The organism is Pseudomonas sp. BO3-4 (assembly GCF_034044115.1).
GTDB classification, from domain to species: domain Bacteria; phylum Pseudomonadota; class Gammaproteobacteria; order Pseudomonadales; family Pseudomonadaceae; genus Aquipseudomonas; species Aquipseudomonas alloputida.
Genome location: NZ_CP139018.1, coordinates 94355 through 120000, shown reverse-complemented (window position 1 = coordinate 120000; position 25646 = coordinate 94355). Strand labels below are relative to the sequence as shown.

The window sequence follows — 25646 nt, the reverse complement described above, 5'->3', positions numbered from 1 at the left end:
CCTGATCCCGGTGGGCGAGAGCAGCCAGCATGGCGACCGTGGAATACAACCCGGTCAGAATGTCGGTAAGCGCCACCCCCACCTTGACCGGCCCGGCGCCCTCTTCACCCTCCGGACGACCAGTCAGGCTCATCAGCCCACCCAACCCCTGGATCATGAAGTCATAGCCAGCGCGCTTGGCATAGGGCCCGGTCTGACCGAAGCCGGTAATGGAGCAATAGATGAGCTGCGGGTTTATCGCCTTCAGGCTCTGGTAGTCCAGGCCATACGCTGCCAGCCCACCTACCTTGAAGTTCTCTATGACGATATCGCACTTCGCCGCCAGTTCACGCACCAGCCGCTGTCCCTCCGGCTGGGTAAAGTCGATGGTCACTGAGCGCTTGTTGCGGTTGGCCGACAGGTAATAGGCCGCCTCACTGGTGTCCTCACCTTCGGCATCCTTGAGAAAAGGCGGCCCCCATGAGCGGGTATCGTCGCCACTGCCAGGGCGCTCGACCTTGATCACGTCGGCGCCAAGGTCAGCCAAAATCTGACCAGACCACGGGCCGGCCAACACGCGCGAAAGGTCTAGCACCCGCAGATGTGATAGCGCGCCCATGGCTTGCTCCTTATCAATAGAACGCCTGGATACCGGTCTGCGCACGACCCAGGATAAGTGCATGCACATCATGGGTACCTTCATAGGTGTTGACCACCTCCAGGTTAACCAGATGGCGGGCCACACCAAACTCGTCGGAGATGCCGTTGCCGCCCAGCATGTCACGCGCCATACGGGCGATATCCAGCGCCTTGCCGCAGGAATTGCGCTTCATGATGGAAGTGATTTCCACCGCAGCCGTCCCTTCATCCTTCATGCGACCCAGACGCAGGCAGCCCTGCAGCGCCAGGGTGATTTCTGTCTGCATGTCGGCAAGCTTCTTCTGAATCAACTGGTTGGCGGCCAGTGGACGACCAAACTGCTGACGGTCCAGGGTGTACTGGCGAGCGGTGTGCCAGCAGGCTTCAGCGGCACCCAGCGCACCCCACGAAATACCATAGCGAGCCGAGTTCAGGCAGGTGAACGGGCCCTTGAGGCCACGCACGTCCGGGAAGATGTTCTCTTCTGGCACGAACACATTGTCCATGACGATTTCACCAGTGATCGACGCGCGCAGGCCAACCTTGCCATGGATTGCCGGGGCACTGAGGCCTTGCCAGCCTTTTTCCAGTACGAAGCCACGAATATCGCCCGCATCATCCTTGGCCCACACCACGAACACATCGGCGATGGGACTGTTGGTGATCCACATTTTACTGCCGGTCAGCCGGTAGCCACCGTCGACCTTCCTCGCGCGCGTAATCATCGAACCAGGATCGGAGCCATGGTTAGGCTCGGTCAGACCGAAGCAACCGATCCACTCGCCACTGGCCAACTTGGGGAGGTACTTCTGCTTTTGAGCTTCGGTGCCAAATTCGTTGATCGGCACCATCACCAGCGACGACTGCACACTCATCATCGAGCGGTAACCTGAGTCGATACGTTCCACTTCGCGAGCAATAAGGCCATAGCACACATAATTCAGGCCACTGCCACCGTATTGCTCGGGAATGGTTGCACCCAACAGGCCTACTTCACCCATCTCGCGGAAGATCGCCGGATCGGTCTGCTCATGGCGGAAGGCCTCAAGCACACGCGGGGCCAGCTTGTCCTGGGCGAACTGATAAGCGCTGTCACGCACCATGCGCTCTTCTTCAGTGAGCTGCTGATCCAGCAGCAACGGGTCGATCCAGTTGAAGCTTGCTTTACCGGCCATGAGCGAATCCTCGAAATAGGGGTCAGTTTCTTGTGCCTTTGAGCCTAGGCCTGATCGGCCGCCGGGACAAACGAGGATTGCGCACCAATTAGTGATATTTTGTCACTCCGTAAATCGGCAAAACGCCTTATTGACAGCCTTACAAGTGAGGTTGACGTACATGCGCCGTAAGATCCCCAGTACCGCCGCCCTGATTTGCTTCGAGGCGGCAGCCCGTAACGAGAGCTTTACCAAGGCTGCCCAGGAACTCGCGCTGACCCAGGGTGCCGTCTGTCGGCAGATCGGTGGCCTGGAAGCCTTCCTTAATGTGGAACTGTTCCGTCGCTCGCGCCGCGGCGTAAGGCTGACCGAAGCCGGCCTGTCCTACAGTCGCCAGGTGGCGGCCCAACTGGACGCCGTGGAGCGCGATACCTTGTCGGTCATGCGCCAGCAAGGCGCCAATGTGATCGAGCTGGCGGTAGTGCCGACGTTTGGCACTCAATGGCTGCTACCACGGCTCAAGGACTTCCAGCAGCGCCACCCGGAGGTCACAGTCAACCTCACCAACCGCACCCGGCCATTCCTGTTCGCCGACACTACCTTCGATGCCGCCATCTATTTTGGTGATGCGGACTGGTCAGGCACCCAGTCGCACCAACTGATGGGTGAAAACCCAGTACCCGTGTGCAGCCCGGCACTGCTGAACGGCCAGGGCATGCTCGAGGCACGCCGCATCGCGCAGCTACCACTGCTGCAGCAGAGCACGCGCCCGTATGCCTGGCGGCAATGGTTCGGCAGTGTGGGCATGAATGTGGAGCGCGACATGACAGGCCCGCGCTATGAACTATTCTCGATGCTCGCCCAGGCGGCCATGCACGACATGGGCATTGCCCTGATACCACCGTTCCTGATCCAGCGGGAGTTGGAGGAGGGAAGGCTGGTGGTCGCTAACAGGCATGCCCTGAGTAGCGACAAGGCCTACTATCTGATGATTCCAGAGCGCAAGGTGGAGTCGGCGTCGCTACGCGCCTTTCGCGACTGGCTGGTAAGCCAGGCTCAGGCCTACCTGAATAGATCAGGGGCAAGCGCGACAAATTGACCATGTAGTCAATTATTTTAAACACCTACAGATATATGTATATGTCGCATATTCGCAAACTGTAACGCAAGCATAAAAACACCCTTTAACCGTGCTCAGTACGCGGCTTTGCGGGTTATTTTGCGACATCCAACTAGTCGTAAGCGAATTGGCCGCTTTTTTTTTGATTTTTTCTCCTAATCTGCCAATGGCGCATGTTTGAGGGGCTGCAACCCTATTGCTGCGACAAGCGGTCACAGGGTGACTTGTAGTTTTGACTTCGTTTCGCTTCAGAACCGGTTGAAGGCCTTCGGGTTCGTCTGCAAAATGCTTCGCCCCGCCCGGGATCCGGCGGGTTGGCGCTCCACAGCCGCCCCAGCACACCATCCGAAGTGTGCTGGCTTCTACAAAGACAAAAGGTCACCGCAGGAGAAATAGTCGTGCACATTGGTGTTCCTCTCGAGACGCAGACCGGTGAGACAAGGGTCGCTGCGACCCCCGAAACCATCAAGAAACTGATTGGCCAGGGCCATCAGGTCACCGTTCAACGGGGGGCAGGGCTCAACGCCGCCATTCCGGACAGTGCCTATGAAGCCGTGGGTGCTTCCCTTGGAAGCGCCGCCGATGCCTACGGCGCCCAATTGGTACTCAAAGTGGTCGCCCCCAACGACCAGGAACTGGCCCTGATCAACAGCGGCAGCCTTCTGGTGGGCATGCTCAACCCCTTCAACGGTGAACTGATCGGCAAGATGGCCGAACGCGGTATTACCGCCTTCGCCCTGGAAGCCGCGCCGCGAACCTCGCGGGCGCAGAGCCTGGACGTGCTGTCGTCGCAGGCCAACATCGCCGGCTACAAGGCCGTGTTGCTGGCAGCCCATCACTACCCACGCTTCATGCCAATGCTGATGACCGCTGCCGGTACCGTTAAGGCCGCACGCGTCCTGGTACTGGGCGCTGGCGTTGCCGGCTTGCAGGCTATCGCCACCGCCAAGCGCCTGGGTGCGGTGATCGAAGCATCCGACGTTCGCCCGGCGGTGAAAGAGCAGATCGAATCACTGGGTGCAAAATTCATCGACGTGCCCTACGAGACCGACGAGGAGCGAGAATGCGCCGAAGGTGTTGGCGGCTATGCCCGACCAATGCCGGCCAGTTGGATGCAGCGCCAGGCGCAGGCCGTGCACGAGCGCGCCAAGCAGGCCGATATCGTCATCACCACCGCGCTGATCCCCGGGCGCAAGGCGCCAACCCTGCTGAGCGCCGAAACCGTGGCGCAGATGAAGCCTGGCTCGGTGGTCATCGACCTGGCTGCAGCCCAAGGCGGCAACTGCCCACTGACCGTCGCAGACCAGGTGGTGCAGGAGAACGGCGTGACCATCGTCGGCCCGACCAACCTGCCGGCCCAGGTGAGTGCCGATGCCTCGGCACTGTATGCACGCAACCTGCTGGACTTCATGAAGCTGCTGTTCGACAAGGATGGCGCGCTGATCATCAACCTCGAAGACGACATCGTCGCGGCCTGCCTGATGTGCCGTGATGGTCAGATCGTCCGCAAGAACGGCTAAGGAGCACGACAATGGAAGACATGCTGATTTCCCACGGCATCTACAACCTGATCATTTTCGTGCTGGCCATCTATGTGGGCTACCACGTGGTGTGGAACGTCACCCCGGCGCTGCACACCCCACTGATGGCGGTCACCAATGCCATCTCGGCAATCGTCATCGTCGGCGCCATGCTGGCCGCGGCCCTGACCGTGACCCCGGCCGGCAAGCTGATGGGCACCCTGGCCGTGGCCCTTGCCGCAGTCAACGTGTTCGGTGGCTTCCTGGTCACCCGCCGCATGCTTGAAATGTTCAAGAAGAAAACCAAGAACGAGGCGAAGAAGTAAGCATGAGCATGAATCTGGTAACGCTCCTCTACCTCGTCGCCTCGGTGTGCTTCATCCAGGCGCTCAAGGGCCTGTCGCACCCGACTACCTCGCGGCGCGGCAATCTGTTCGGCATGATCGGCATGGGTCTCGCCATCCTCACGACGGTCGGCCTCATTTATAAGCTTGGGGCTGAACTTGCCACTGCCGGTATCGGCTATGTCATCGTCGGCCTGCTGGTCGGCGGCACCGCCGGTTCGATCATGGCCAAGCGCGTCGAAATGACCAAAATGCCCGAACTGGTCGCTTTCATGCACAGCATGATCGGCCTCGCCGCGGTGTTCATTGCCATCGCCGCCGTGCTGGAGCCACAGTCGATGGGCATTGTGGCTGCCATCAGCGATCCGATCCCCACCGGCAACCGCCTGGAGCTGTTCCTCGGTGCTGCCATCGGTGCCATTACCTTCTCCGGTTCGGTGATCGCCTTTGGCAAATTGTCGGGCAAGTACAAGTTCCGCCTCTTCCAAGGCGCACCGGTACAGTTCGCTGGCCAGCACAAACTGAACCTGATCCTTGGCCTGACCACCATCGCCCTTGGCCTGCTGTTCACTTTCACTGGCCACTACAGTGCCTTCACCCTGATGCTGGTCCTGGCCTTCATCATGGGTGTGCTGATCATTATTCCGATCGGCGGCGCCGACATGCCAGTGGTGGTGTCGATGCTCAACAGCTACTCGGGGTGGGCAGCGGCCGGCATCGGCTTCTCGCTGAACAACTCGATGCTGATCATCGCCGGTTCCTTGGTAGGTTCGTCCGGTGCCATCCTCTCGTACATCATGTGCAAGGCGATGAACCGCTCGTTCTTCAACGTCATCCTTGGCGGCTTCGGTGGCGATACCGACACTGGCGCGGCGCAAGGTTCGCAAGAACAGCGGCCGGTGAAGTCCGGTTCGGCTGACGATGCCACCTTCCTGCTCAGCAATGCCGACAGCGTGATCATCGTTCCGGGCTACGGCCTGGCGGTGGCCCGCGCACAACACGCACTGAAAGAGCTGACCGAGAAGCTGACCCACAACGGCGTGACCGTGAAGTATGCGATTCACCCGGTGGCGGGCCGCATGCCCGGGCACATGAACGTACTGCTGGCCGAGGCTGAAGTGCCGTACGATCAGGTATTCGAGATGGAAGACATCAACGCCGAGTTCGGCCAGGCCGACGTGGTGCTGGTGCTGGGCGCCAACGACGTGGTCAACCCGGCGGCGAAGAACGATCCCAAGTCGCCAATCGCCGGCATGCCGATCCTCGAGGCGTTCAAAGCCAAGACCATCATCGTCAACAAACGCTCGATGGCCAGCGGCTATGCCGGCCTGGACAACGAACTGTTCTATCTGGACAAGACCATGATGGTGTTCGGTGACGCCAAGAAGGTCATCGAGGACATGGTCAAGGCGGTGGAGTGACACCAGCCGCTGCAAACCAGCTGATATAAAGGAAGCCCCGGTCAGAATCTGCCGGGGCTTTTCTTTTATTGATCCGGATCAACGGCTCAAATACAAGGCTTCTCATACGACCATGGTCGTGGGACGGCAATGGGCGAAATCTCTAGACTGCGCTGCAGTAGTTTCAGTAGCCCGAGATAACAATCCATGTACCGTGATCGTATCCGCTTGTCCTCCCTGCACAGCAAGGTAATGAGTGCGGCTGATGCCGCTGGTCTGATCGAGGACGGCATGACTGTCGGCATGAGCGGCTTCACCCGCGCCGGCGAAGCCAAGGCCGTACCGCATGCACTGGCCGAACGTGCCAAGCAATCGCCACTGAAAATCAGCCTGATGACCGGCGCCAGCCTGGGCAATGACCTGGACAAACAACTGACCGAGGCCGGTGTGTTGGCCCGCCGCATGCCGTTCCAGGTCGACAGCACCCTGCGCAAAGCCATCAATGACGGCCAGGTGATGTTCATTGACCAGCACCTGTCGGAAACCGTCGAGCAACTGCGCAACCAGCAGCTGAAGCTGCCGGACATCGCGGTCATCGAAGCCGTGGCCATCACCGAGCAAGGCCACATCGTGCCAACCACGTCGGTGGGCAACTCGGCCAGCTTCGCGATCTTCGCCAAGCAGGTGATTGTAGAGATCAACCTCTCGCACAACACCAACCTCGAAGGCCTGCACGACATCTATATCCCAACCTACCGTCCGACTCGCACGCCAATCCCGCTGGTCAAGGTAGACGACCGTATCGGCAGCACCGCGATCCCGATCGACCCGGCCAAGATCGTCGGTATCGTCATCAGTGACCAGCCAGACTCGCCGTCCACTGTGCTGCCGCCAGATGATGAAACACAGGGCATCGCCGACCACCTGATCAACTTCCTCAAGAAGGAAGTGGATGCAGGCCGTATGACCAACAAGCTCGGCCCGCTGCAAGCCGGCATTGGCAGCATTGCCAATGCGGTGATGTGCGGCCTGATCGAGTCGCCGTTCGAAGACCTGACCATGTACTCCGAAGTGCTGCAGGACTCCACCTTCGACCTGATCGACGCCGGCAAGCTTAGCTTCGCATCGGGCAGCTCGATCACCCTGTCAACGCGCCGCAATGCCGATGTGTTCGGCAACCTGGAGCGCTACAAGGACAAGTTGGTGCTACGCCCGCAGGAAATCTCCAACCACCCGGAAGTGGTACGTCGCCTGGGCATCATCGGTATCAACACCGCACTGGAGTTCGATATCTACGGCAACGTCAACTCCACTCACGTCTGTGGCACCAGGATGATGAACGGCATCGGTGGCTCCGGCGACTTCGCCCGTAACGCCCACCTGGCCGTGTTCGTCACCAAGTCGATTGCCAAAGGCGGGGCGATTTCCAGCGTGGTGCCAATGGTCAGCCATGTCGACCACACCGAGCACGACGTGGACATCCTGGTCACCGAGCAGGGCCTGGCGGACCTGCGTGGCCTGGCGCCGCGCGAGCGGGCGCGAGCGATCATCGACAACTGCGTGCACCCAGACTACCGCGCTGCGCTGAACGACTACTTCGACCGTGCCTGCCAGCGTGGCGGCCATACCCCGCACATCCTGCGTGAAGCCCTGAGCTGGCACGAAAACCTGGAAGAAACCGGGCGCATGCTGGCTAGTTGATCCAGATGTGGTACGGAACGGCGGCCCTGCCTCCGCTGTTCCGGCCTCTTCGCGGGCTTGCCCGCTCCCACAGGTGATGTGCAACCCTAAAGGGCAGCACTTTCTCTATGGGAGCGGGCAAGCTCGCGAATAGCCCATAACAGTCAAACCCTTCTATCAATACACCTTTCCGCCATCAGCAGAATAATCTGTTCTACTGTACTGGTGTTTTCAGATCTTCCCGACTGACAAATCCCCTTCTTCGAATCAAAGCGCACCAAAGAAGTGCGGACCAGTACAGTTGCGCCTATTTCGAGTGCAACAGTAGGGTTACACAGTTAACTGAGCCATCGTCTTTCAACTGAACTGTATCTACTGTTATGGACGACAGAGGAGGATCATTGGCATCAGTTAAATCACTACCTAATGCCGCCATAAGCGGAAGGATGAAGCATCATGGAACGTACCCTCAGTTCCGGTCTGGTTTTTGAAAGCAACGCCCAGCAATCCAACACCTCGCTGCCGCTGCGCGCATTGTCGACCCTGCTGCTGTGGCAGCGCCGTATGACCAGCCGTCGTCAACTGGCTCGCCTGGACTCCCGCCTGCTGGCAGACGCCGGTATCAGCGAGTCGCAGCGTTACGAAGAGCTGAGCAAGCCTTTCTGGCGCTAAGCTCCCGGCTTGCCGGCTTCGGCCGGCACCGTGAATTCCCCAAACCCGTTGCAGGTAACTGCAGCGGGTTTTTTATTGCCCGAGAGATACGCTGTAGAGCACTTCAGATCACGACCAGTACAGTTTTACAAATACAAAAAAATGCCTTAACAGTTGCCTGGCGTAGCACTCGTTATCATCCCTACGCAGCACTGCGTGATACGCTTGGCATAACCGTCTGCTGGAACCCGTTGTTGAAACGTACCGTGACGATCCCTGCAAACGTCCGATAAAGCAGAACCAACCTGACCCTACCCCAGGAGTCCACGATCATGTCCCGTAAACACCTGCTTGGCGCCGCCCTGCTGCTTGGCCTGGCTGGCACTGCCAATGCCACCAGTTTCGTTGTCACCACCGACGCGGTAGTGGGCGCCGTTGCTGCCTCCACCGACGCCACATCCGACGTGAGTTCTTCGTTCCGTGACGACAAGATCGTCCAGGCAGCCCGCGATGACGCAGCCAGCTTCGTCGGCACCCAGGGCGCTATCCGCGGCGCCCGACTGGAAAGCGCCTTTGTACACATCCGTTCGAACATGCCTGCCCTGCAAGCCAGCGATGCACAGCTGGCCCAGGCCATCCTGGCACTCTGATACACGCCATGCGAGACAGGTGCGTTGGCTTCGGCCCTCGCACCTGAGGTAGGCTTCGCCGTTCATTTTTCCAGCCTTCAAGAAAGCTCATGCGTTATCTGTTGCCGTTGCTGTTCGCCGCCGCAGGCATGGCCAGCGCCCATGCCATGGATACGACCACACAAAGCCTGGTCATCACCGGCTATGTCACCAGCCAGGTCACAGCCGCACCCTTCGACCGCAAACTGGTCAGACAGGCCCGCGACGATGCCGCCGCATTCGTTGCCAGCGACGGCCTGATCCGTGGTGCACGCCTGGAAGCCGCCCTTGAATCATTACGCCACAATTGCGCACGGCACGCCGTCGGCGATCTGGAACTGGCGCAGGCAATTCTCGTCCAATAACTACATTTGACTCCCTGTATTTTTCGGAGATGCTCCATGCGTAAACCGCTGATTGCCGCTTCCCTCGGCATGCTGCTGCTGGCCGACCTGGCCCAGGCACAGACCCTGGTGGCCACCAGCAACATCATCGTGCGTGCCTTTGGCCGTTCGATCGACTTCACCTCAGACACCACCACCTCGATCCGCGACTCCAAAGTGGTGCGCGAAGCCCACGACGACGCTGCAAGCTTTGTCGCCAGCAACGGTGACATCCGCGGCGTCCAACTCGAGGCAGCCTTCAATACCCTGCGCGAGCGCGTACCGGAAGCGCGAGGCGCCAGCGACCAGGTGCTGGCTGAAGCCATACTCGCACTGTGAAGCGCGTGCGTGCCTGGCTGCTCGGCTGCGCCCTGACGCTGCTCGGCACGCCCGCCTTGGCCGACCTGCAGCTTGAGCTGCAGGCGTCCGGCCTCGACCCACAACAAACAAAAGCCTCCCAAGCCCTGCTCGACGAGGCCATGGGCAAGCTGCCACCGCGCTTCAAGCAACAGCTGGACCGCCGCGTGCGGGTCAGCTGGAGCGACAACATGCCTGCCGACGCCTATGGGCAGGCTTCACTGATATCCACCCTCGAGCTCAACCGCCGCTTGCTGCCCAGCCTCACCGATGGCAGCGCCGCCACTGAGCGCACCGACCGCCCACATGGCACGGTGCGTGAAGAGCTGCTGGCCACCGTGCTGCACGAGCTCACCCATCTCTACGACCGTGCCCGCCTGTGGCCCAGCGCCGAAAATTCGCTGATTGCACGCTGCAAGCGCCAGCAAGGCACGCTGGGCAAGGTCGGCCTGCCGGAAGAATGCCGCGGGCAGGCCGAGCGCCGCTTCACCCTGAGCGACGACCCACGCCTGCTCGACCTGGCCGGGTGGCAGCAGTACGTGGGCCGACGAGGCGAGCGCGAACCGCACAATGGCCAATTCGTGCGCAGCCCCGACAGCTATGAGTTGAGCAGCCCCAAGGAATACATCGCGGTCAACATGGAGTATTTCCTCCTCGACCCGAGCTACAGCTGCCGTCGCCCGGCGCTGTATCAGTACCTCCGCGAACACTTCGGCTGGGCACCCCAACAGGACACCTGTGCCAAAGGCCTGCCATTCATCAATGCCGGCAGCGACTTCGCCCGCCAGCCGCTAGGTGAAATCGACCCAGAGCGGGTCTACGAAGTGGACTATCTGCTGGCTGAAGCCAATCAGAACCTGGTCAGCCGCTGGGGGCACAGCATGCTGCGCCTGGTGATCTGCAAGCCGGGCCGACCACGCGGCCCAGACTGCCGCCTGGACCTTGATCAAAGCCTGGTGCTTTCGTACCGCGCCTTCGTCAACGACGTGCAACTCTCCAGCTGGGACGGCCTGGTCGGCAACTACCCGTCGCGGCTATTCGTGCTTCCGCTGGGCCAGGTGATCGACGAATACACCAAGACCGAGCTGCGCAGCCTGGCCTCGGTGCCCTTGAAGCTCAACCGCGACGAAATCGAGAACCTGGTGCGCCAGGCCGCCGAGATGCACTGGAGCTATGACGGCAACTACTGGTTCCTGTCCAACAACTGTGCCGTGGAGTCGTTGAAGCTGCTGCGCAGCGGCACCGCCAATCCACGCCTCAACGACCTGGACAGCATCATGCCCAACGGTTTGCTGGCCGTGCTCAAGGGCAGGGGGCTGGCAGACACCAGCGTGCTTGATAACCCGCGCGAAGCGTTACGCCTGGGCTACCGCTTCGATTCTTACCGCGACCGGTACCAGGCCATGTTCGAGGTGCTGAGAAAGCAATTGCCAATCAAGCAAGCTCTGGTTGAAGACTGGCTGGCCCTCAATGCCGAGCAGCGCCGTAGCTGGTTCGCCAAGGCTGACCTGCGCACCAGCGCGGCACTGCTTCTGCTTGAGCAGGCCAGCCTGCGCCGGCAGCTTCTGCTGGCCCAGGACGAGGTCAAGCAGCGTTACCTGAATGCCGCAGCCTTGAAGGATGGCAGCATCAACAAAGCCGATGCCACGCTCAAGCAAATGCTTGCCAACAGCGGTTTTCTCAGCCGCCCGGCAGAGTTGCTCGATTCCAAAGGCTACGGGCTGCCGCAGCCAGAAGAGCGCAAGCGCCTGGAGCAGGTGAGCAGAGAGCGCCAGGCACAGCTGTTGCGCTTGAGCACCAGCCTGGACAAAGAGGTGAGGGCGCTGCTGGAGCCGTCGCGAGCCAAGGAAATTGCAGCGGTCGAGGCCAACGTGAAGCAGATCGGCGAGCACTTGCGGGCGTTGCACAAGGCTGCTGGTGGCCTGCAGTTGTGATGGATGACGGGCTGGCCCTTTCGCGGGCAAGCCCGCGCCTACAGGCGCTCCTCATCTTCCGAGGGCAAATCCTCATCCAGATGCAACCAGGGCAACCGGCTGCCTACCCAGATATGCCGGTTGGCTCGTACCCGCTCAGGGTGATCCAGCGTGGCCACCGTCACATCGATCGTCTGCGGGCTATGCGTGGTCACCAGCGCCACATGCGCCCCACACTGCCCACAGAAGTAGCGGCTGCAACTGGCAGGCGCCACATAGCAGTTCGGCTCGCCCGTCAACCACTGGAACCCAGAACGGGGCAGGGTAAGCCAGGTGACCACCAGTCCACCGCTGACCCGCCTGCAGATCGAACAATGACAGTGGGCAATGTCCGTCAGGTTGCCCTCCAGTCGATAACGCAGGGCTCCACAATGGCAGCCACCTTCGGTTACATCCTGCATCACCTACCTCTCGTCACCTTTGCTTCAGCGAAAGCTGGCTGAAAGCTTGCCCTTTTAGGATAGCGCCCACTACCGGCACAAGACCGGTCAGCCAGGGCACCCGGTCAATACCGCGCCCGGCCCAATCAACAACAACAATGGTGATTCTGATGTATTCCTGTGCCCGCCTTTTCGTAGTCCCCCTCCGCATGCTCCCCGCACAGCGCCCTACGCGCTGATACGCCCGAATCGACTGTTCTTTCGCCGCGCCACGCCTGGAGTATTGCCATGCTGACCTTCCTCGGCTTTGCCATGGTCATCACGTTCATGTACCTGATCATGACCAAGCGCCTTTCGGCCTTGATCGCGCTGATTCTGGTACCGATCCTGTTCGCCCTGTTCGGTGGTTTTTCCGCCAAGATCGGCCCCATGATGCTAGAGGGCATCAGCAAGCTCGCACCTACCGGCGTGATGCTGATGTTCGCCATCCTCTATTTCGCCCTGATGATCGATTCCGGCCTGTTCGACCCGGCCGTTCGCAAGATCCTCAAGCTGGTCAAGGGCGATCCGCTGAAAGTCTCGGTCGGCACTGCTGTACTGGCCCTGGTGGTCTCACTCGACGGTGACGGTGCCACCACCTACATGATCTGCTGCGCCGCCATGCTGCCGATGTACAGCCGCCTGGGCATGAGCCCGCGGATCATGGCCGGCCTGATCATCCTCGCCGGCGGCGTGATGAACATGACCCCCTGGGGTGGGCCGACCGCGCGTGCTGCCAGCGCCCTGCACGTAGACCCGTCAGACATCTTCGTGCCGATGATCCCGGCCATGCTGTTCGGTGTGCTGGCGATCCTGGCCATTGCCTACATGTATGGCAAGCGTGAACGCGCCCGCCTGGGCGAACTGCATCTGCCTACCGACGACATCGACCACAGCGAAATCACCGTCTCGCAGTACCCGGACGCACGCCGGCCCAAGCTGCTGTACTTCAACGGTGCCCTGACCGCCGCCCTGATGGTCGCGCTGATCGCCGGCCTGCTGCCGCTGCCAGTGCTGTTCATGATTGCCTTCAGTATCGCCATGATCGTCAACTACCCGTGCCTGCAACAGCAGAAGGACCGCATCGCCGCCCACGCCGGCAGCGTACTGGCCGTGACCGGGCTGATCTTCGCCGCCGGCATCTTCACCGGCATCCTGTCCGGCACCGGCATGGTCGACGCCATGTCCAAGAGCCTGCTGGCGGTCATCCCCGAGGCACTGGGCCCATACTTGGCCGTAATCACCGCGATCGTGAGCATGCCGTTCACCTTCTTCATGTCCAACGACGCGTTCTACTACGGCGTGCTGCCGGTGCTGGCCGAGGCCGCTAGCCACTATGGCATCACCCCGGTGGAAATGGCCCGTGCGTCGATCGTCGGGCAGCCGGTACACCTGCTCAGCCCGCTGGTACCCTCCACCTACCTGCTGGTGGCCCTGGCCGGTATCGAGTTCGGCGATCATCAGCGCTTCACGCTCAAGTGGGCAGTGCTGGTATGCCTGTGCATAATGCTCGGCGCACTGCTGATGGGGATTTTCCCGCTGTTCAGTAGTCTTTAATACATCCGTATAACGTACGCGACGCGCCCTGACCGGGGCGCGTTGCCATTACCGCTCGAAGGAAAATACATGGAATGGCTGACCAGCCCGGAAATCTGGGTTGCCTTTTTCACCCTTACCGCGCTTGAGATCGTCCTCGGTATCGACAACATCATCATGATCTCGATTCTGGTCAGCCGCATGCCCAAGCACATGCAGCCACGTACCCGGATCTTCGGCCTGGCCCTGGCCATGGTCACCCGTATCATGCTGCTGCTGTCGATTACCTGGGTGATGCGCCTTACCGCCGACCTGTTCGTGGTATTTGGCCAAGGCATCTCCGGGCGTGACCTGATCCTGTTCTTCGGTGGCCTGTTCCTGCTGTGGAAGAGCTCGCAAGAGATCTACCACGGCCTGGAAGGCGAGGACGAGAACGCAGAGGAGCCCAAAGGCGCAGGTGGCAAGTTCTTCTACACCATCATCCAGATCGCCATCATCGACATCGTGTTCTCGCTGGACTCGGTGATCACCGCTGTGGGCATGGTTTCCCACGTACCGGTGATGATCGCCGCCATCGTCGTGGCCGTGCTGGTGATGATGCTGTGCGCCGGCGCCATCAGCAATTTCATCGACAAGCACCCGTCGCTGAAGATGCTCGCGCTGTCGTTCCTGATCGTGGTCGGTACTGTACTGATCGCTGAAGCGTTCGATGTGCATGTACCGAAGGGCTATGTCTACTTCGCCATGGCCTTCTCGCTGGGGGTGGAAGCCATCAACATACGCATGCGCACCGCCATGGCCCGCAAGGAAGGCAAAGATCATGAACCGGTGAAACTGCGCAAGGACATTCCGGGTCAATAAGGCCAAGGAAGTGCTGCACAACAAGGGCCCTTCGCAGGGCCCTTTTTCATGCCTTTTTTCTGTACGTTTTTTCCTGCGCGTTGTCACTGTAGAGGCTTGCCCGCGAAGCAGCCCCGACAGGCCGTCATTCGTTTCAAGATCTGTTTCAAATAAATGACTGCCATGCGAAGCTGGCGACAGCTTGGCAAAACAGCTAAAGCTTTGAGTGAGCACCGAAAATTCTTCAAACGCTCACGTTTCTTTTCTTGGCCCGATGGGCCTATGCAACAGGGGGCCTTCGCCATGCTGACCCTGCTCAACCTGCTCTCGGCCGTGACGCTTCTGGTCTGGGGTACCCACATTGTGCGTACCGGCATCCTTCGGGTATTCGGCTCGAACCTGCGACGCATCATCAGCCAGAACATGGACAAGCGCCCGCTGGCATTCATCGCCGGTATTCTGGTCACGGCCATGGTTCAAAGCAGTAACGCCACGGCCATGCTGGTCACCTCTTTCGTCGGCCAAGGCCTGATGGCCATGACCCCGGCCTTGGCGATCATGCTGGGTGCCGACGTGGGCACCGCACTGATGGCCCGGGTACTGACCTTCGACCTGTCCTGGCTGTCGCCGCTGCTGATCTTCCTTGGCGTGATCTTCTTTCTTTCGCGCAAGCAGACACGGGCCGGCCAACTGGGCCGAGTAGGCATCGGGCTTGGCCTGATCATCCTGGCACTTGAGCTTATCGTGCAGGCAGCTGCGCCGATCACCCATGCCCAGGGCGTGAAAGTGCTGTTTGCCTCACTGACCGGCGACATCATGCTCGACGCTCTGGTCGGGGCAATGTTCGCCATGATTTCCTATTCCAGCCTGGCCGCCGTTCTGCTCACAGCGACACTGGCCGGCGCCGAACTGATCAGCTTGCCGGTAGCCATCGGGCTGGTGGTCGGCGCCAACATCGGCAGCGGGCTGCTGGCCTTCATCAGTACCAGCATGCAGAACGCCGCCGGGCGTCGGGTGGCCTTGGGCAGCCTGCTGTACAAGCTGATCGGCCTGGTGCTGATCATCCCTGTGCTGCACCCGCTGGTGGCATGGATGGACTCGCTGAGTTTCAGCCCTCAGGAGCTGGTCATCGGCTTTCACCTGCTCTACAACACGCTGCGTTGTCTGATCATGCTGCCCACGGTCAAACCGATGGGTCGGCTGTGCAACGCCCTGCTGCCTGAACGGGAAATCGGCAATGGTCAGGTGCGCCCCCGTCACCTTGACACCTCGGCCCTGGAAACGCCCAGCCTGGCCCTGGCCAACGCCGCCCGCGAGACTTTGCGCCTGGGGGATATCGTCGACAGCCTGCTCGAAGCCATGCTTGGAGCCCTGCGTGGCACCCAGACCGCCTTGCCACAGCAAGTTCGCGCCTTGGGCGAAGACGCCGAAGCCCTGTACAGTGCAATCAAGCTGTACCTGGCGCAGATGTCACGGGAAGACCTCAGCGAACAGGACAACCGCCGCTGGGCCGAAATCATCGAGCTGGCAATTAACCTCAAACTCGCCTGTGACCTGATCGAACGCATGCTGCGCAAGGTCCAGCAGCAGAAAACCAGCCAGCGTCGGGAATTTTCCCAGGTAGGCCTGGAAGAGCTGACCGGCCTGCAGGAGCAATTGCTGGCCAATCTGCGCCTGGGCCTGTCGGTGTTCCTCAGTGCCGACCCGGAAAGCGCCCGCTTGCTGCTGCGGGAAAAACGCCGGTTCCGTGCCCAGGAGCGGCGCCTCGCACACGCCCATGTCAGCCGCCTGCAGCGCAAGGTCGTGCAAAGTATCGAGACCAGTTCGCTACACTTGGAACTGATCGCCGACATGAAGCGGTTGAACTCTTTGTTCTGTAGCAGTGCCTATGTGGTACTGGGCGGCTCGGACACCGGAGGGCTGATGCTCGACAGTGTGCCCGATGAAGCCCGCCAGCCGTGATTTCTCCTAGCTGAGGACCCTCGCTCGCCCATGCGTTGCCTGATGTTCGTTTGCCTGCTGATCTGCAGCCTGCCCTCGTTCGCCCTCGACCGCTCGCGGGTTGAAGGCTACCTGTTGCCTAATGGTCTGCAGGTCATCCTGAAAAACGGCTACGAACGGGACCATGTGGCGATTCGTCTAGTGGTCGGCGTGGGCCTGGATGATTTCGACTGCGAGCAGAAAGAGCTGCCACACCTGCTTGAGCACCTGTTGTTCAGTGGCATCGACGAAACAGGCGAAGGCGGGCTGGAAGAGCGCCTGCAAGCGCTCGGCGGCGAGTGGAACGCCTATACCAGCAGTGCCGACACCACCTTTGTCATCGAGGCCCCGGCGCGCAACCAGCGCAAGGTCCTCGACCTGCTGTTGGCAGTCATCCGCGATACCACCATCGACGCCAAGGCCTTGACCACCGCCAAGCGCATCATAGAGCGCGAGGATGGCGGCCACTATGGCCACCTGCAGCGCTGGCTCGACCGCCAGGATATCGGCCACCCCGCCAACGACCAGCTGGCCACCGAGCTGGGTCTGAAATGCCCGGAGCGCTCCAACCTCGACGACATGACCTTGGAGCAAGTTCAGGCGTTGCGTGACCGCTGGTACGCGGCCAACAACATGACCCTGATCATGGTCGGAGGCCTCGATCGCCTGCTTCCGGCTTATCTGGAGCGGTCGTTCGGCGAACTGCCCGCCACTGAACCCGAAGAGCGCCGCAACCTTGAAAGCATCAGCCAACAGGCCGAACAGCGTCGCAACCTGACCCGCGGCTGGCTGGGTGATAGCGTCAAATTGCACTGGCTGTTCATCGAGCCGGTGCTGGACAACGACCATCAAGCCACCCTCGACCTGCTTTCGCGCTACCTGGACTGGGCGCTGTACGACCAGCTACGTCTGCGCAACGGGCTGTCCTACGGCCCCTCCGTGCAACGTGAAAGCTTTGGCGACACCGGCCTGCTCAGCCTCAATGCGGACCTTGAGCGCGATGACATCGACAAGGCTGTCAAGGTGATGCAGGCCCTGTTCGACCACCTGCGCAAGGAAGGCCTGGACCCGGACACCTTCGCCCGCATCAAGGAAGCCAGCATCGCCAAGGAAAGCTGGAGCACCCAAGGCAACAGCGCCTTGGCCGACTACTACTGGGGGGCGCTGAACGACTATACCGACGGGCGCTTTGCCAGCCCGGTGCGCAAGCTGCGCCAGGTCAGCCTGGAACAGGCCAACGAGGCACTGAAGGATCTGCTCAAGGAAGATGGCTATGTGCGCATAGAAAAGCCGTTACTAGGCTATGACGAGCTTTACGGGCTGATGGCCTTGCTTGCGGGGCTGTGCCTGGCGGCGGGGCTGTTGCGCTGGCGGCGGCATGGGCCTGAACGGCCCAGTGGTGCTACACGGCAGCGGTAAATCGGCGGTATCCTTTTGCCAGTACCGACCCTTTCGCAGGCTTGCCCGCGAAGAGGCTGGCACAGCCACCTCACTTTTCTGTTGTAGCCCCCAATGCCCCAAATCCCCCATATCGTCCAGCGCGTCATCGAACTCCTCAAGCGCTACCCCGGCATCATTGCGCTCGGCGGTTTCCTCTCCGGTATCGGCAGCTTCATCCTGGTCGACCGCCAGGCTGGCCTGGCCAGCTGGGTCGCCGTGCTCATGCTGGTCAGCTGGGTCTGGCTGATGCTGGAGAACACCCTCACCGGGCTGTTCGCGCGCACGTTCAACCGCGAGATCCCTCAGCCGCTGCTGCGCTATGCAACGCAGATGATCCACCAGGAAACGCTGTTCTTCGTGCTGCCGTTCTTTTTCATCACCACCACCTGGAACAGCGGTCAGCTGGTCTTCACCGGCTTGCTCGGCGCCGCCGGCCTGGTTTCGATCACCGACCCGCTGTACTACAAGTGGCTGGCACCACGGCGCTGGCTGTTCCTGGCGCTGCATACCCTGACGTTGTTTGCCGCTCTGCTGACCGCGCTACCGATCATCCTGCACCTGACCACCGCACAAAGCTTCAAGCTGGCCCTGATCGCAGCCATGGCCCTGTCATTCCCCAGCCTGGCCAGCAGCTTCCCGATCAACAACTGGCGCCGCGCCGTGGCTCTGGTGCTGGTTACCCTGTCGGTCGGTGCCGGTGGCTGGCTGCTGCGCTCCTGGGTACCGCCGGCAACCCTGTGGATGACCGAGGTGGCGGTGAGTACCGAAGTCATGAACCGCCAACCGGGCGACTCGCTGGACGAAATTGCCGCCAGCCGCATTCGCAGCAGTGGCCTGTATGCCTACACCGCCATCAACGCGCCACGCGGCCTGAACGAGCGGATCTACCACGTGTGGCAGAAGGACGGCCAAGAGGTCGACCGCATTGCCCTGGACATCCACGGCGGGCGCAAGGAAGGCTATCGGGCCTGGACCCACAAGCAGAACTTCCCACCCAATCCGGTAGGCAAGTGGCAGGTGAGGGTGCTGACCGAGGATGGGCAAGTGATTGGCGTGCTGCGCTTCAAGGTGGTCAATGATGCACCCGCGGGTAGTTGACCCCCTGCCTTGCGCATGAGCAGCCTTGTGCTGCGAAAGGGCCGGTACAGCACACCACTTCCGTGTGCGCTTACGAGCTCTTCGCAGCACAAGCCTGCGCCAAGGCACTGCTGCCAAGCGCACACACAGCACATAATCACCAAACAGCCCATGCCCCCTGCGCTATGATCAGCCCCTAAGCCTTAGCGCCGAGTCAATTGCATGGAGCCTATGACCACCCCTAGCGCCACCCTGGACACCAGCTGCCAACCGGCCTGCCTGCGTATTACCGGTGACTGGACCCTGGCACACTACGCCAACCTCAAGCGCGAGAGCGAGCGCCTGCGCACGCAGTGCGCTGCCAACACGATCGCCGACCTCAGCCAGCTGGGCCGCCTGGACACCGCCGGTGCTTCGCTGCTGGCCGAACTGCTAGGCTCCGAGCGCCTGTCGCGCTGCACCCACGCGCTGCCTGAAGCCAGCCAGGCGCTGCTGAAGAATGTCTACTGTTCGGTCCAGGATTACTGCATCCCGGTCAAGGAGCCCGAGCGCAATGTGCTGTTGTTGCTGCTGGAGCGCATCGGCTGCGCCGTCGGCACGCTGTGGCAGGACAGCATGCAACTGCTTGGTTTCGTTGGTGTGATTCTAGAAACCCTGCTGCGCCGCGCCTTCCAGCCACATCGCTGGCGCTTCACTCCTGTGGTGGCACACATTGAACAGACCGGCCTGGATGCCGCGCCCATCGTTGCGTTGCTGACCTTTCTAGTGGGCGCCGTAGTCGCTTTTCTCGGCGCCACGGTGCTGGCCGACTTCGGCGCGACCATTTTCACCGTCGACCTGGTAGCGTTCTCGTTCCTGCGCGAGTTCGCCGTGCTGCTGACCGCCATTCTCATGGCCGGCCGCACTGCCAGCGCGTTCACCGCGCAGATCGGCTCGATGAAGGCCAACGAAGAAATTGACGCCATCCGCACGCTGGGCCTCAACCCCATGGAACTGCTGGTGGTGCCGCGGGTACTGGCCCTGCTGATTTCGCTACCGTTGCTCACCTTTGTCGCGATGATCTGCGGCATCGTTGGCGGTGCGGTGGTATGCGCCCTGACGCTGGATATTTCGCCGGCCATGTTCCTGTCGCTGCTGCAAAGCGACATTGGCGTGCAGCACTTCCTGGTAGGCCTGGCCAAGGCACCGTTCTTCGCCTTCCTGATCGCCGCCATCGGCTGCCTGGAAGGCTTCAAGGTCAGCGGCAGCGCCGAGTCGGTGGGGGCACACACCACCTCGGCAGTGGTGCAGTCGATTTTTGTGGTCATCGTGCTGGATGCGGTGGCAGCGCTGTTCTTCATGGAGATGGGCTGGTGAGTGGCCAGGATTGCGTAATCGAAGCCCGCGGCATCTGCAACCGCTTCGGCCGCCAGGTGGTGCATGAAAACCTTGACCTTGACCTGTACCGCGGCGAAATCCTCGCCGTGGTAGGCGGCTCAGGCAGCGGCAAGTCAGTGCTTCTGCGCAGCATCATTGGCCTGCGCCGGCCCAATGAAGGGCAGATCAAGGTGTTCGGCCAGGACCTGACCGGCCTGCGCGAAGAACAGCGTTCACTGGTCGAGCGGCGCTTTGGCGTGCTGTTCCAGAAGGGGGCGCTGTTCTCTTCGCTGACGGTGACCGAAAACGTGGCCTTGCCGCTGATCGAGCACGCCGGGCTGTCGCGCAATGATGCCGAGCACTTGGCCGGGGTGAAATTGGCCCTTGCCGGGTTGCCGATCTCGGCTGCCGACAAGTACCCGGCCTCGTTGTCGGGGGGCATGATCAAGCGCGCAGCGCTGGCCCGCGCCCTGGCCCTGGACCCGGACATCCTGTTCCTCGACGAACCCACGGCTGGCCTGGACCCGATCGGTGCCGCGGCATTTGACCAGTTGATCCTTACCCTGCGCGATGCTCTGGGGCTGTCGGTGTTCCTGATCACCCACGACCTCGACACCCTGTACACCATCACCGACCGCATCGCGGTGCTGTCGCAAAAGAAAGTCCTGGTGGCCGGCCCGCTGGCCGAGGTCGAGAAGACCAACGACACCTGGATCCAAGAATACTTTCACGGCCCTCGCGGGCGCGCCGCCGAACAGGCTGCCACCCGTGCCGGGCAGGAGCGCTGAGCAATGGAAACCCGAGCCCATCACGTCCTCATCGGCCTGGTCACCGTTCTGGTGGTGGCCGGGGCCATGCTGTTCGGCCTGTGGCTGGCCAAGTCCAGTGTCGACGACGCCTTCAAGGATTACGAAGTAGTGTTCAACGAAGCCGTGTCTGGCCTTTCCCGAGGCAGCACGGTGCAGTACAACGGCATCAAGGTGGGCGACGTGTCGACCCTGCGTCTGGACCCGAAAGACCCGCGCCGGGTATTGGCACGGGTGCGCCTGAGCGCCGATACCCCGGTGAAGGAAGACACCCAGGCCAAGCTGACCCTGGCCGGCGTCACCGGCAACTCATTCATCCAGCTCAGTGGCGGCACGCCGCAAAGCCCCGAGCTTAAAGGCAAGGATGGCAAGCTGCCGGTGATCATCGCTTCGCCATCGCCAATCTCGCGCCTGCTCAACGACAGCAGCGACCTGGTGACCAACATCAACATGCTGCTCCATAACGCCAACCAGATGTTCTCTGAGGACAACATAGGCCACCTCAGCAACACGCTGGCCAACCTCGACAAGACCACCGGCGCCTTTGCCGGCCAGCACGGCAGCATCGCCGAGGCCATCGAACAGCTGGTAAAGGTGGGTAATCAGGCCAGCGCCACCCTGGCCGAAACCCAGGCGCTGATGCGCAATGCCAACGGCCTGCTGGGTAGCGAAGGCAAACAGGCGATCGGTAGCGCCGAACAGGCCATGCAGTCACTGGCCCAAAGCACGGCAACCATCAATAGCCTGCTCAAGAACAACAGCGAGGCTATCGGTGACGGCGCCCAGAGCCTGAACCAGCTCGCCCCGGCCATTCGTGAACTGCGCGAAACCCTTAACGCGCTCAAAGGCATTTCCCGGCAACTGGAGGCCGACCCGAGCGGCTACCTGCTTGGCCGCGACAACAACAAGGAGTTCCAGCCATGAATCTGTCGCTGCGCCTGCTGACCCTGACGGTCTCGATGAGCCTGGTCAGTGCCTGCTCGATCCTGCCGAAGAGCGAACCTGTGGACCTTTATCGCCTGCCGGTAAACCAGCCCAGCCGCACAGCCCCGCCGCTGGAGTGGTCATTGCGCCTGAACAAGCCGCTGGCCAGTGAAGTGTTGGCCGGGCCGCGCATTGCCGTCATTCCCCAAGGCGATGTGATAAGCAGTTACAAGGGCGCACGCTGGAGCGATGCGGCTCCGGTGCTGCTGCGCAACCGCCTGCTTGATGGATTCCAGCGTGACGGCCAGGTGCAGCGCCTGAGCGCTGACGACAGTAACCTGCAAGCCGACTACGAGCTGGCTGGCGAGCTGCAGGCGTTTCAGAGTGAGTACCGCCCGGGCGGGGCGGTGGAGGTGGTGATCCGCTACGATGCGCGTCTGGTTAAGGGGCGCGACCAGCGCATCCAGGCCAGCAAGCGCTTCGAGATTCGCCAGCCGCTTGCCGACAAGCAAGTGTCAGCGGTAGTCGCCGGCTTTGGTCTGGCCAGCGACCAGCTGGTGGGGCAGGTGGTGAGCTGGACCATTGCCCAGGCCAACCAGGCACAGCTGAAGGTTCAGGCGAAGAACCAGTAGCAGACGAAGATCGCCGCGACCACCCCTGAAAACTCGGCCAGCAGTGCGCAACCGACCGCATGGCGCACGCGCTGGATGCCCACGGCACCAAAGTACACGGCCAGTACGTAGAAGGTGGTTTCGGTGCTGCCCTGAATCGTCGCTGCCACCAAGGCAGGGAAACTGTCCACGCCTTGGGTCTGCATGGTCTCGATCAGCATTGCCCGCGCTGCGCTGCCAGAGAACGGCTTGACCAGCGCGGTGGGCAAGCCCTCGACGAAGCGCGTGTCCAGGCCCATCCAGTTCACCGCATGGCGGATACCGTCCAGGGCCAGCTCCAGGGCACCAGAGGCGCGCAGCACACCCACCGCCACCAGCATCGCCACCAGGTAGGGCAGCAGGCTCTTGGCCACATCGAAGCCTTCCGTGGCGCCTTCGACAAAGGCTTCATACACCTTCACCCGTTTCAGGGCGCCCACCACCAGGAACAGCATGATCACGCCAAACAGCGTGAGGTTGCCCATGAGCGACGACAGGCTGGCCAGCGCGGCGGCCGACAGGGTGCCAAGAAAAGCCATGAAGCCTCCCAGCAGCAAAGCGCCGGGGATGAAGTAGGCAAGCACCACCGGGTCCCACAGACGCAAACGCTGCATCACTGCCACCGACAGCAGGCCTACCAGGGTCGAGACGCTGGTCGCTAGCAGGATTGGCAGAAACACCATGGTCGGGTCTGGTGCGCCTTGCTGCGCCCGGTACATGAAGACGGTTACCGGCAGCAGGGTCAGCGAAGAGGCGTTGAGCACCAGGAACAGGATCTGCGCGTTGCTCGCGGTGGTACTGCCGGGGTTCAGCTCCTGCAGCGCGCGCATGGCCTTCAGGCCAATCGGCGTAGCGGCGTTGTCGAGTCCCAGGCCGTTGGCGGCGAAGTTCATGGTAATCAGGCCCAGGGCCGGGTGGCCGGGCGGCACCTCCGGCATCAGGCGGGCGAACAACGGGCCCAGCACCCTGGCCAACCATTCGACGATGCCGGCCTTTTCGGCGATCTTGAGAAAGCCCAGCCACAGGGTCAGTGTGCCGAACAGCAGCACCATCACCTCGACCGAAAGCTTGGCCATGGCGAAGATGCTTTCGACCATTGCCGCGAAGATGCCTGCGTTGCCACCCACCAGCCATTGGGCCATGGCGGACACCGCCGCCACCAGGAAAAAGCCGAGCCAAAGGCCGTTGAGCATCCGTATGTTCCCCCTGAAAAGTGCCCGAATAATAGCGTATCGCAGCCTGTGACTGGCGATCGCGAGCCTTTGTAGGCGCGGCTCAAGATCTCGCAGATAACAAAAAGCCCCGACAAGTCGGGGCTCTTGGTCAAACAGCCATCAGGCTCAGCGCTTGGCGGTTTCGCCAACCACTGCAGCTTCCTGCTTCTCGGCCAGCAGCGAGGCGTAGTACTGCTCGCCCTTGACCGCGTCGTACATGCCTTCCCAGCGAGCAATGACCAATGCAGCCAAGGCGTTGCCCACAACGTTCAGTGCAGTACGGGCCATGTCCATGATGCGGTCCACGCCCGCGATGAAGGCCAGGCCTTCCAGCGGAATGCCCACGCTGCCCAAGGTGGCCAGCAGTACCACGAACGATACGCCCGGCACACCCGCGATACCTTTGGAAGTGACCATCAGGGTCAGCACCAGCAGCAGCTGCTGGCTCCACGACAGGTCGATACCGTACAACTGGGCAATGAAGATCGCCGCGATGCTCTGGTACAGGGTCGAACCGTCGAGGTTGAACGAATAGCCGGTCGGTACCACGAACGAGCAGATCGACTTCGGCGCGCCGTACTTCTCCATCTTCTCGATCACCCGCGGCAGCACGGTTTCCGAACTGGAGGTGGAGTAGGCCAGGATCAGCTCATCTTTCATGATGCGCATGATCTTGATCACCGAGAAGCCGAACAGGCGGGCAACCAGGCCCAGTACCATGAAGGCGAAGAAGGCGATGGCGAAGTACACCAGCACAACCAGCTTGGCCAGCGGCAGCAGCGAGCTGAAACCGAAGTTGGCCACGGTCACCGCAATCAGGGCGAACACGCCGATCGGGGCGTAGTTCATGATCATGTGGGTGACCTTGAACATGGTCTCCGAAACAGCCTGGAAGGTACGCACCAGCGGGTCACGCAGCTCTGCCTGCAGGCTCGACAGACCCAGGCCGAACATCACCGAGAAGAAGATGATCGGCAGCATTTCGCCACGCATCAGCGCTGCGAAGATGTTCGACGGAATCAGGTTGAGCAGGGTTTCGATGAACGCGTGCTCATGCTGCACTTCGGCCGCTGTCGCCTGGTACTTGGAGATATCCACAGTGCCCAGGGTGCTCATGTCGATGCCGGCACCTGGATGGAACAAGTTGGCCAGCACCAGGCCTACGACGATGGCGATCGTGGTCACCACTTCGAAGTAGATGATGGTCTTCAGGCCGATGCTGCCCAGTTTCTTCGCGTCGCCAACACCGGCGATACCCACGATCAGCGACGAAATCACGATCGGGACGACGATCATCTTGATCAGGCGGATGAAGATGTCACCAGCGGGCTGAAGGACGTTGCTGATCCACCATGCCTTTTCTGCACTGAAATGATTCAGTAGCGCGCCGATTGCAACACCCAGGACCAGACCGATGACGATCTGCCAGGCGAGGCTCAGTTTTGCCTTCTTCATGTCTTTACCCTTTGTTTTAGTGGTCATGGCACCTGGCGGAAACACGCGTAACAGCGCCATAGGCAAGGTCACGGGCAGTAA

24 protein-coding genes (1 of these 24 cut by a window edge) are annotated in these 25646 nt (G+C 61.2%); 19 read left to right on the top strand and 5 right to left on the bottom strand.

Going from position 1 to position 25646, the window contains the following annotated elements:
* Nucleotides 1-598 carry the start of a CaiB/BaiF CoA transferase family protein gene (locus REH59_RS00580; protein WP_003252904.1) on the bottom strand. The gene continues 623 nt to the left of window position 1, outside the view, so the window shows 598 of its 1221 coding nt (coding positions 1-598); it begins with the start codon at nt 596-598; its stop codon lies off the left edge, out of view.
* Between the two features lie 13 nt (nt 599-611).
* Entirely contained in the window at nt 612-1793 is a 1182-nt protein-coding gene (locus REH59_RS00575; protein ID WP_003252907.1) for an acyl-CoA dehydrogenase, read from the bottom strand.
* 160 nt (nt 1794-1953) lie between these two features.
* Here REH59_RS00575 and REH59_RS00570 point away from each other — a divergent pair, with 160 nt between their 5' ends.
* The 10 genes from REH59_RS00570 (at nt 1954) to REH59_RS00525 (ending at nt 11829) form a co-directional block, all read left to right on the top strand.
* Nucleotides 1954-2871 (top strand): LysR family transcriptional regulator, encoded by a 918-nt coding sequence (locus REH59_RS00570; protein ID WP_014859329.1) that lies wholly within the window; start codon nt 1954-1956, stop codon nt 2869-2871.
* A 419-nt stretch (nt 2872-3290) separates the two neighbouring features.
* Complete coding sequence (locus tag REH59_RS00565; RefSeq protein ID WP_003252911.1) at nt 3291-4412, top strand: Re/Si-specific NAD(P)(+) transhydrogenase subunit alpha; 1122 nt, start codon at nt 3291-3293, stop codon at nt 4410-4412.
* 11 nt (nt 4413-4423) lie between these two features.
* Nucleotides 4424-4738 (top strand): NAD(P) transhydrogenase subunit alpha, encoded by a 315-nt coding sequence (locus tag REH59_RS00560; protein WP_003252914.1) that lies wholly within the window; start codon nt 4424-4426, stop codon nt 4736-4738.
* Nucleotides 4739-4740: 2 nt separating this feature from the next.
* Complete coding sequence (locus REH59_RS00555) at nt 4741-6177, top strand: NAD(P)(+) transhydrogenase (Re/Si-specific) subunit beta (RefSeq protein WP_003252919.1); 1437 nt, start codon at nt 4741-4743, stop codon at nt 6175-6177.
* A 186-nt stretch (nt 6178-6363) separates the two neighbouring features.
* On the top strand, nt 6364-7857 hold the full coding sequence (locus REH59_RS00550; RefSeq protein WP_003252922.1) for an acetyl-CoA hydrolase/transferase family protein: 1494 nt from the start codon (nt 6364-6366) through the stop codon (nt 7855-7857).
* Between the two features lie 435 nt (nt 7858-8292).
* Nucleotides 8293-8508, top strand: coding sequence for a DUF1127 domain-containing protein (locus REH59_RS00545; RefSeq protein ID WP_003252924.1), 216 nt, complete (start codon nt 8293-8295; stop codon nt 8506-8508).
* A gap of 311 nt (nt 8509-8819) precedes the next feature.
* A complete protein-coding gene (locus tag REH59_RS00540) occupies nt 8820-9137 on the top strand; it encodes a DUF2388 domain-containing protein (protein ID WP_011953169.1) in 318 nt (105 codons plus the stop codon).
* Nucleotides 9138-9226: 89 nt separating this feature from the next.
* Complete coding sequence (locus REH59_RS00535; protein ID WP_011953168.1) at nt 9227-9520, top strand: DUF2388 domain-containing protein; 294 nt, start codon at nt 9227-9229, stop codon at nt 9518-9520.
* A gap of 36 nt (nt 9521-9556) precedes the next feature.
* Complete coding sequence (locus tag REH59_RS00530; protein WP_003252932.1) at nt 9557-9877, top strand: DUF2388 domain-containing protein; 321 nt, start codon at nt 9557-9559, stop codon at nt 9875-9877.
* Nucleotides 9874-11829, top strand: coding sequence for a DUF4105 domain-containing protein (locus REH59_RS00525; RefSeq protein ID WP_320450377.1), 1956 nt, complete (start codon nt 9874-9876; stop codon nt 11827-11829). Before REH59_RS00530 ends, REH59_RS00525 begins: the two co-directional genes overlap by 4 nt.
* A gap of 38 nt (nt 11830-11867) precedes the next feature.
* Here REH59_RS00525 and REH59_RS00520 read toward each other — a convergent pair whose 3' ends face one another.
* Nucleotides 11868-12269, bottom strand: a complete 402-nt coding sequence (locus REH59_RS00520; protein WP_011953166.1) for a GFA family protein — start codon at nt 12267-12269, stop codon at nt 11868-11870.
* A gap of 267 nt (nt 12270-12536) precedes the next feature.
* Here REH59_RS00520 and REH59_RS00515 point away from each other — a divergent pair, with 267 nt between their 5' ends.
* The 9 genes from REH59_RS00515 (at nt 12537) to REH59_RS00475 (ending at nt 22878) form a co-directional block, all read left to right on the top strand.
* Nucleotides 12537-13844: a CitMHS family transporter gene (locus REH59_RS00515; protein ID WP_010951541.1), complete on the top strand. Its 1308-nt coding sequence runs from the start codon at nt 12537-12539 to the stop codon at nt 13842-13844.
* A gap of 69 nt (nt 13845-13913) precedes the next feature.
* Complete coding sequence (locus REH59_RS00510) at nt 13914-14684, top strand: TerC family protein (RefSeq protein ID WP_003252940.1); 771 nt, start codon at nt 13914-13916, stop codon at nt 14682-14684.
* A gap of 282 nt (nt 14685-14966) precedes the next feature.
* Nucleotides 14967-16625, top strand: coding sequence for a Na/Pi cotransporter family protein (locus REH59_RS00505; RefSeq protein ID WP_003252941.1), 1659 nt, complete (start codon nt 14967-14969; stop codon nt 16623-16625).
* A 30-nt stretch (nt 16626-16655) separates the two neighbouring features.
* On the top strand, nt 16656-18062 hold the full coding sequence (locus REH59_RS00500) for a M16 family metallopeptidase (protein WP_003252943.1): 1407 nt from the start codon (nt 16656-16658) through the stop codon (nt 18060-18062).
* A gap of 93 nt (nt 18063-18155) precedes the next feature.
* Nucleotides 18156-19181, top strand: a complete 1026-nt coding sequence (locus REH59_RS00495) for a DUF5924 family protein (RefSeq protein ID WP_003252945.1) — start codon at nt 18156-18158, stop codon at nt 19179-19181.
* 201 nt (nt 19182-19382) lie between these two features.
* A complete protein-coding gene (locus REH59_RS00490) occupies nt 19383-20516 on the top strand; it encodes an ABC transporter permease (RefSeq protein WP_011953163.1) in 1134 nt (377 codons plus the stop codon).
* Nucleotides 20513-21304, top strand: a complete 792-nt coding sequence (locus REH59_RS00485) for an ABC transporter ATP-binding protein (protein WP_003252949.1) — start codon at nt 20513-20515, stop codon at nt 21302-21304. The genes REH59_RS00490 and REH59_RS00485 overlap by 4 nt, the downstream gene beginning before the upstream one ends.
* 3 nt (nt 21305-21307) lie before the next feature.
* Nucleotides 21308-22246 carry an MlaD family protein gene (locus tag REH59_RS00480; protein WP_014754976.1) on the top strand — a complete coding sequence of 313 codons (939 nt, stop codon included), beginning with the start codon at nt 21308-21310 and terminating at the stop codon, nt 22244-22246.
* The gene (locus tag REH59_RS00475; RefSeq protein ID WP_014859214.1) at nt 22243-22878 is read left to right on the top strand and encodes an ABC-type transport auxiliary lipoprotein family protein; all 636 of its coding nucleotides are present in this window, start codon (nt 22243-22245) and stop codon (nt 22876-22878) included. The genes REH59_RS00480 and REH59_RS00475 overlap by 4 nt, the downstream gene beginning before the upstream one ends.
* Here the strand turns inward: REH59_RS00475 and REH59_RS00470 are convergent.
* Together REH59_RS00470 and gltP are read right to left on the bottom strand one after the other, a co-directional pair.
* Nucleotides 22860-24089, bottom strand: coding sequence for a nucleoside recognition domain-containing protein (locus REH59_RS00470; protein ID WP_003252955.1), 1230 nt, complete (start codon nt 24087-24089; stop codon nt 22860-22862). The two genes, REH59_RS00475 and REH59_RS00470, sit on opposite strands and share 19 nt — an antisense overlap.
* Nucleotides 24090-24236: 147 nt before the next feature.
* Nucleotides 24237-25565 (bottom strand): glutamate/aspartate:proton symporter GltP, encoded by a 1329-nt coding sequence (gene gltP, locus REH59_RS00465; RefSeq protein WP_128573840.1) that lies wholly within the window; start codon nt 25563-25565, stop codon nt 24237-24239.
* Nucleotides 25566-25646: the final 81 nt, after the last annotated feature.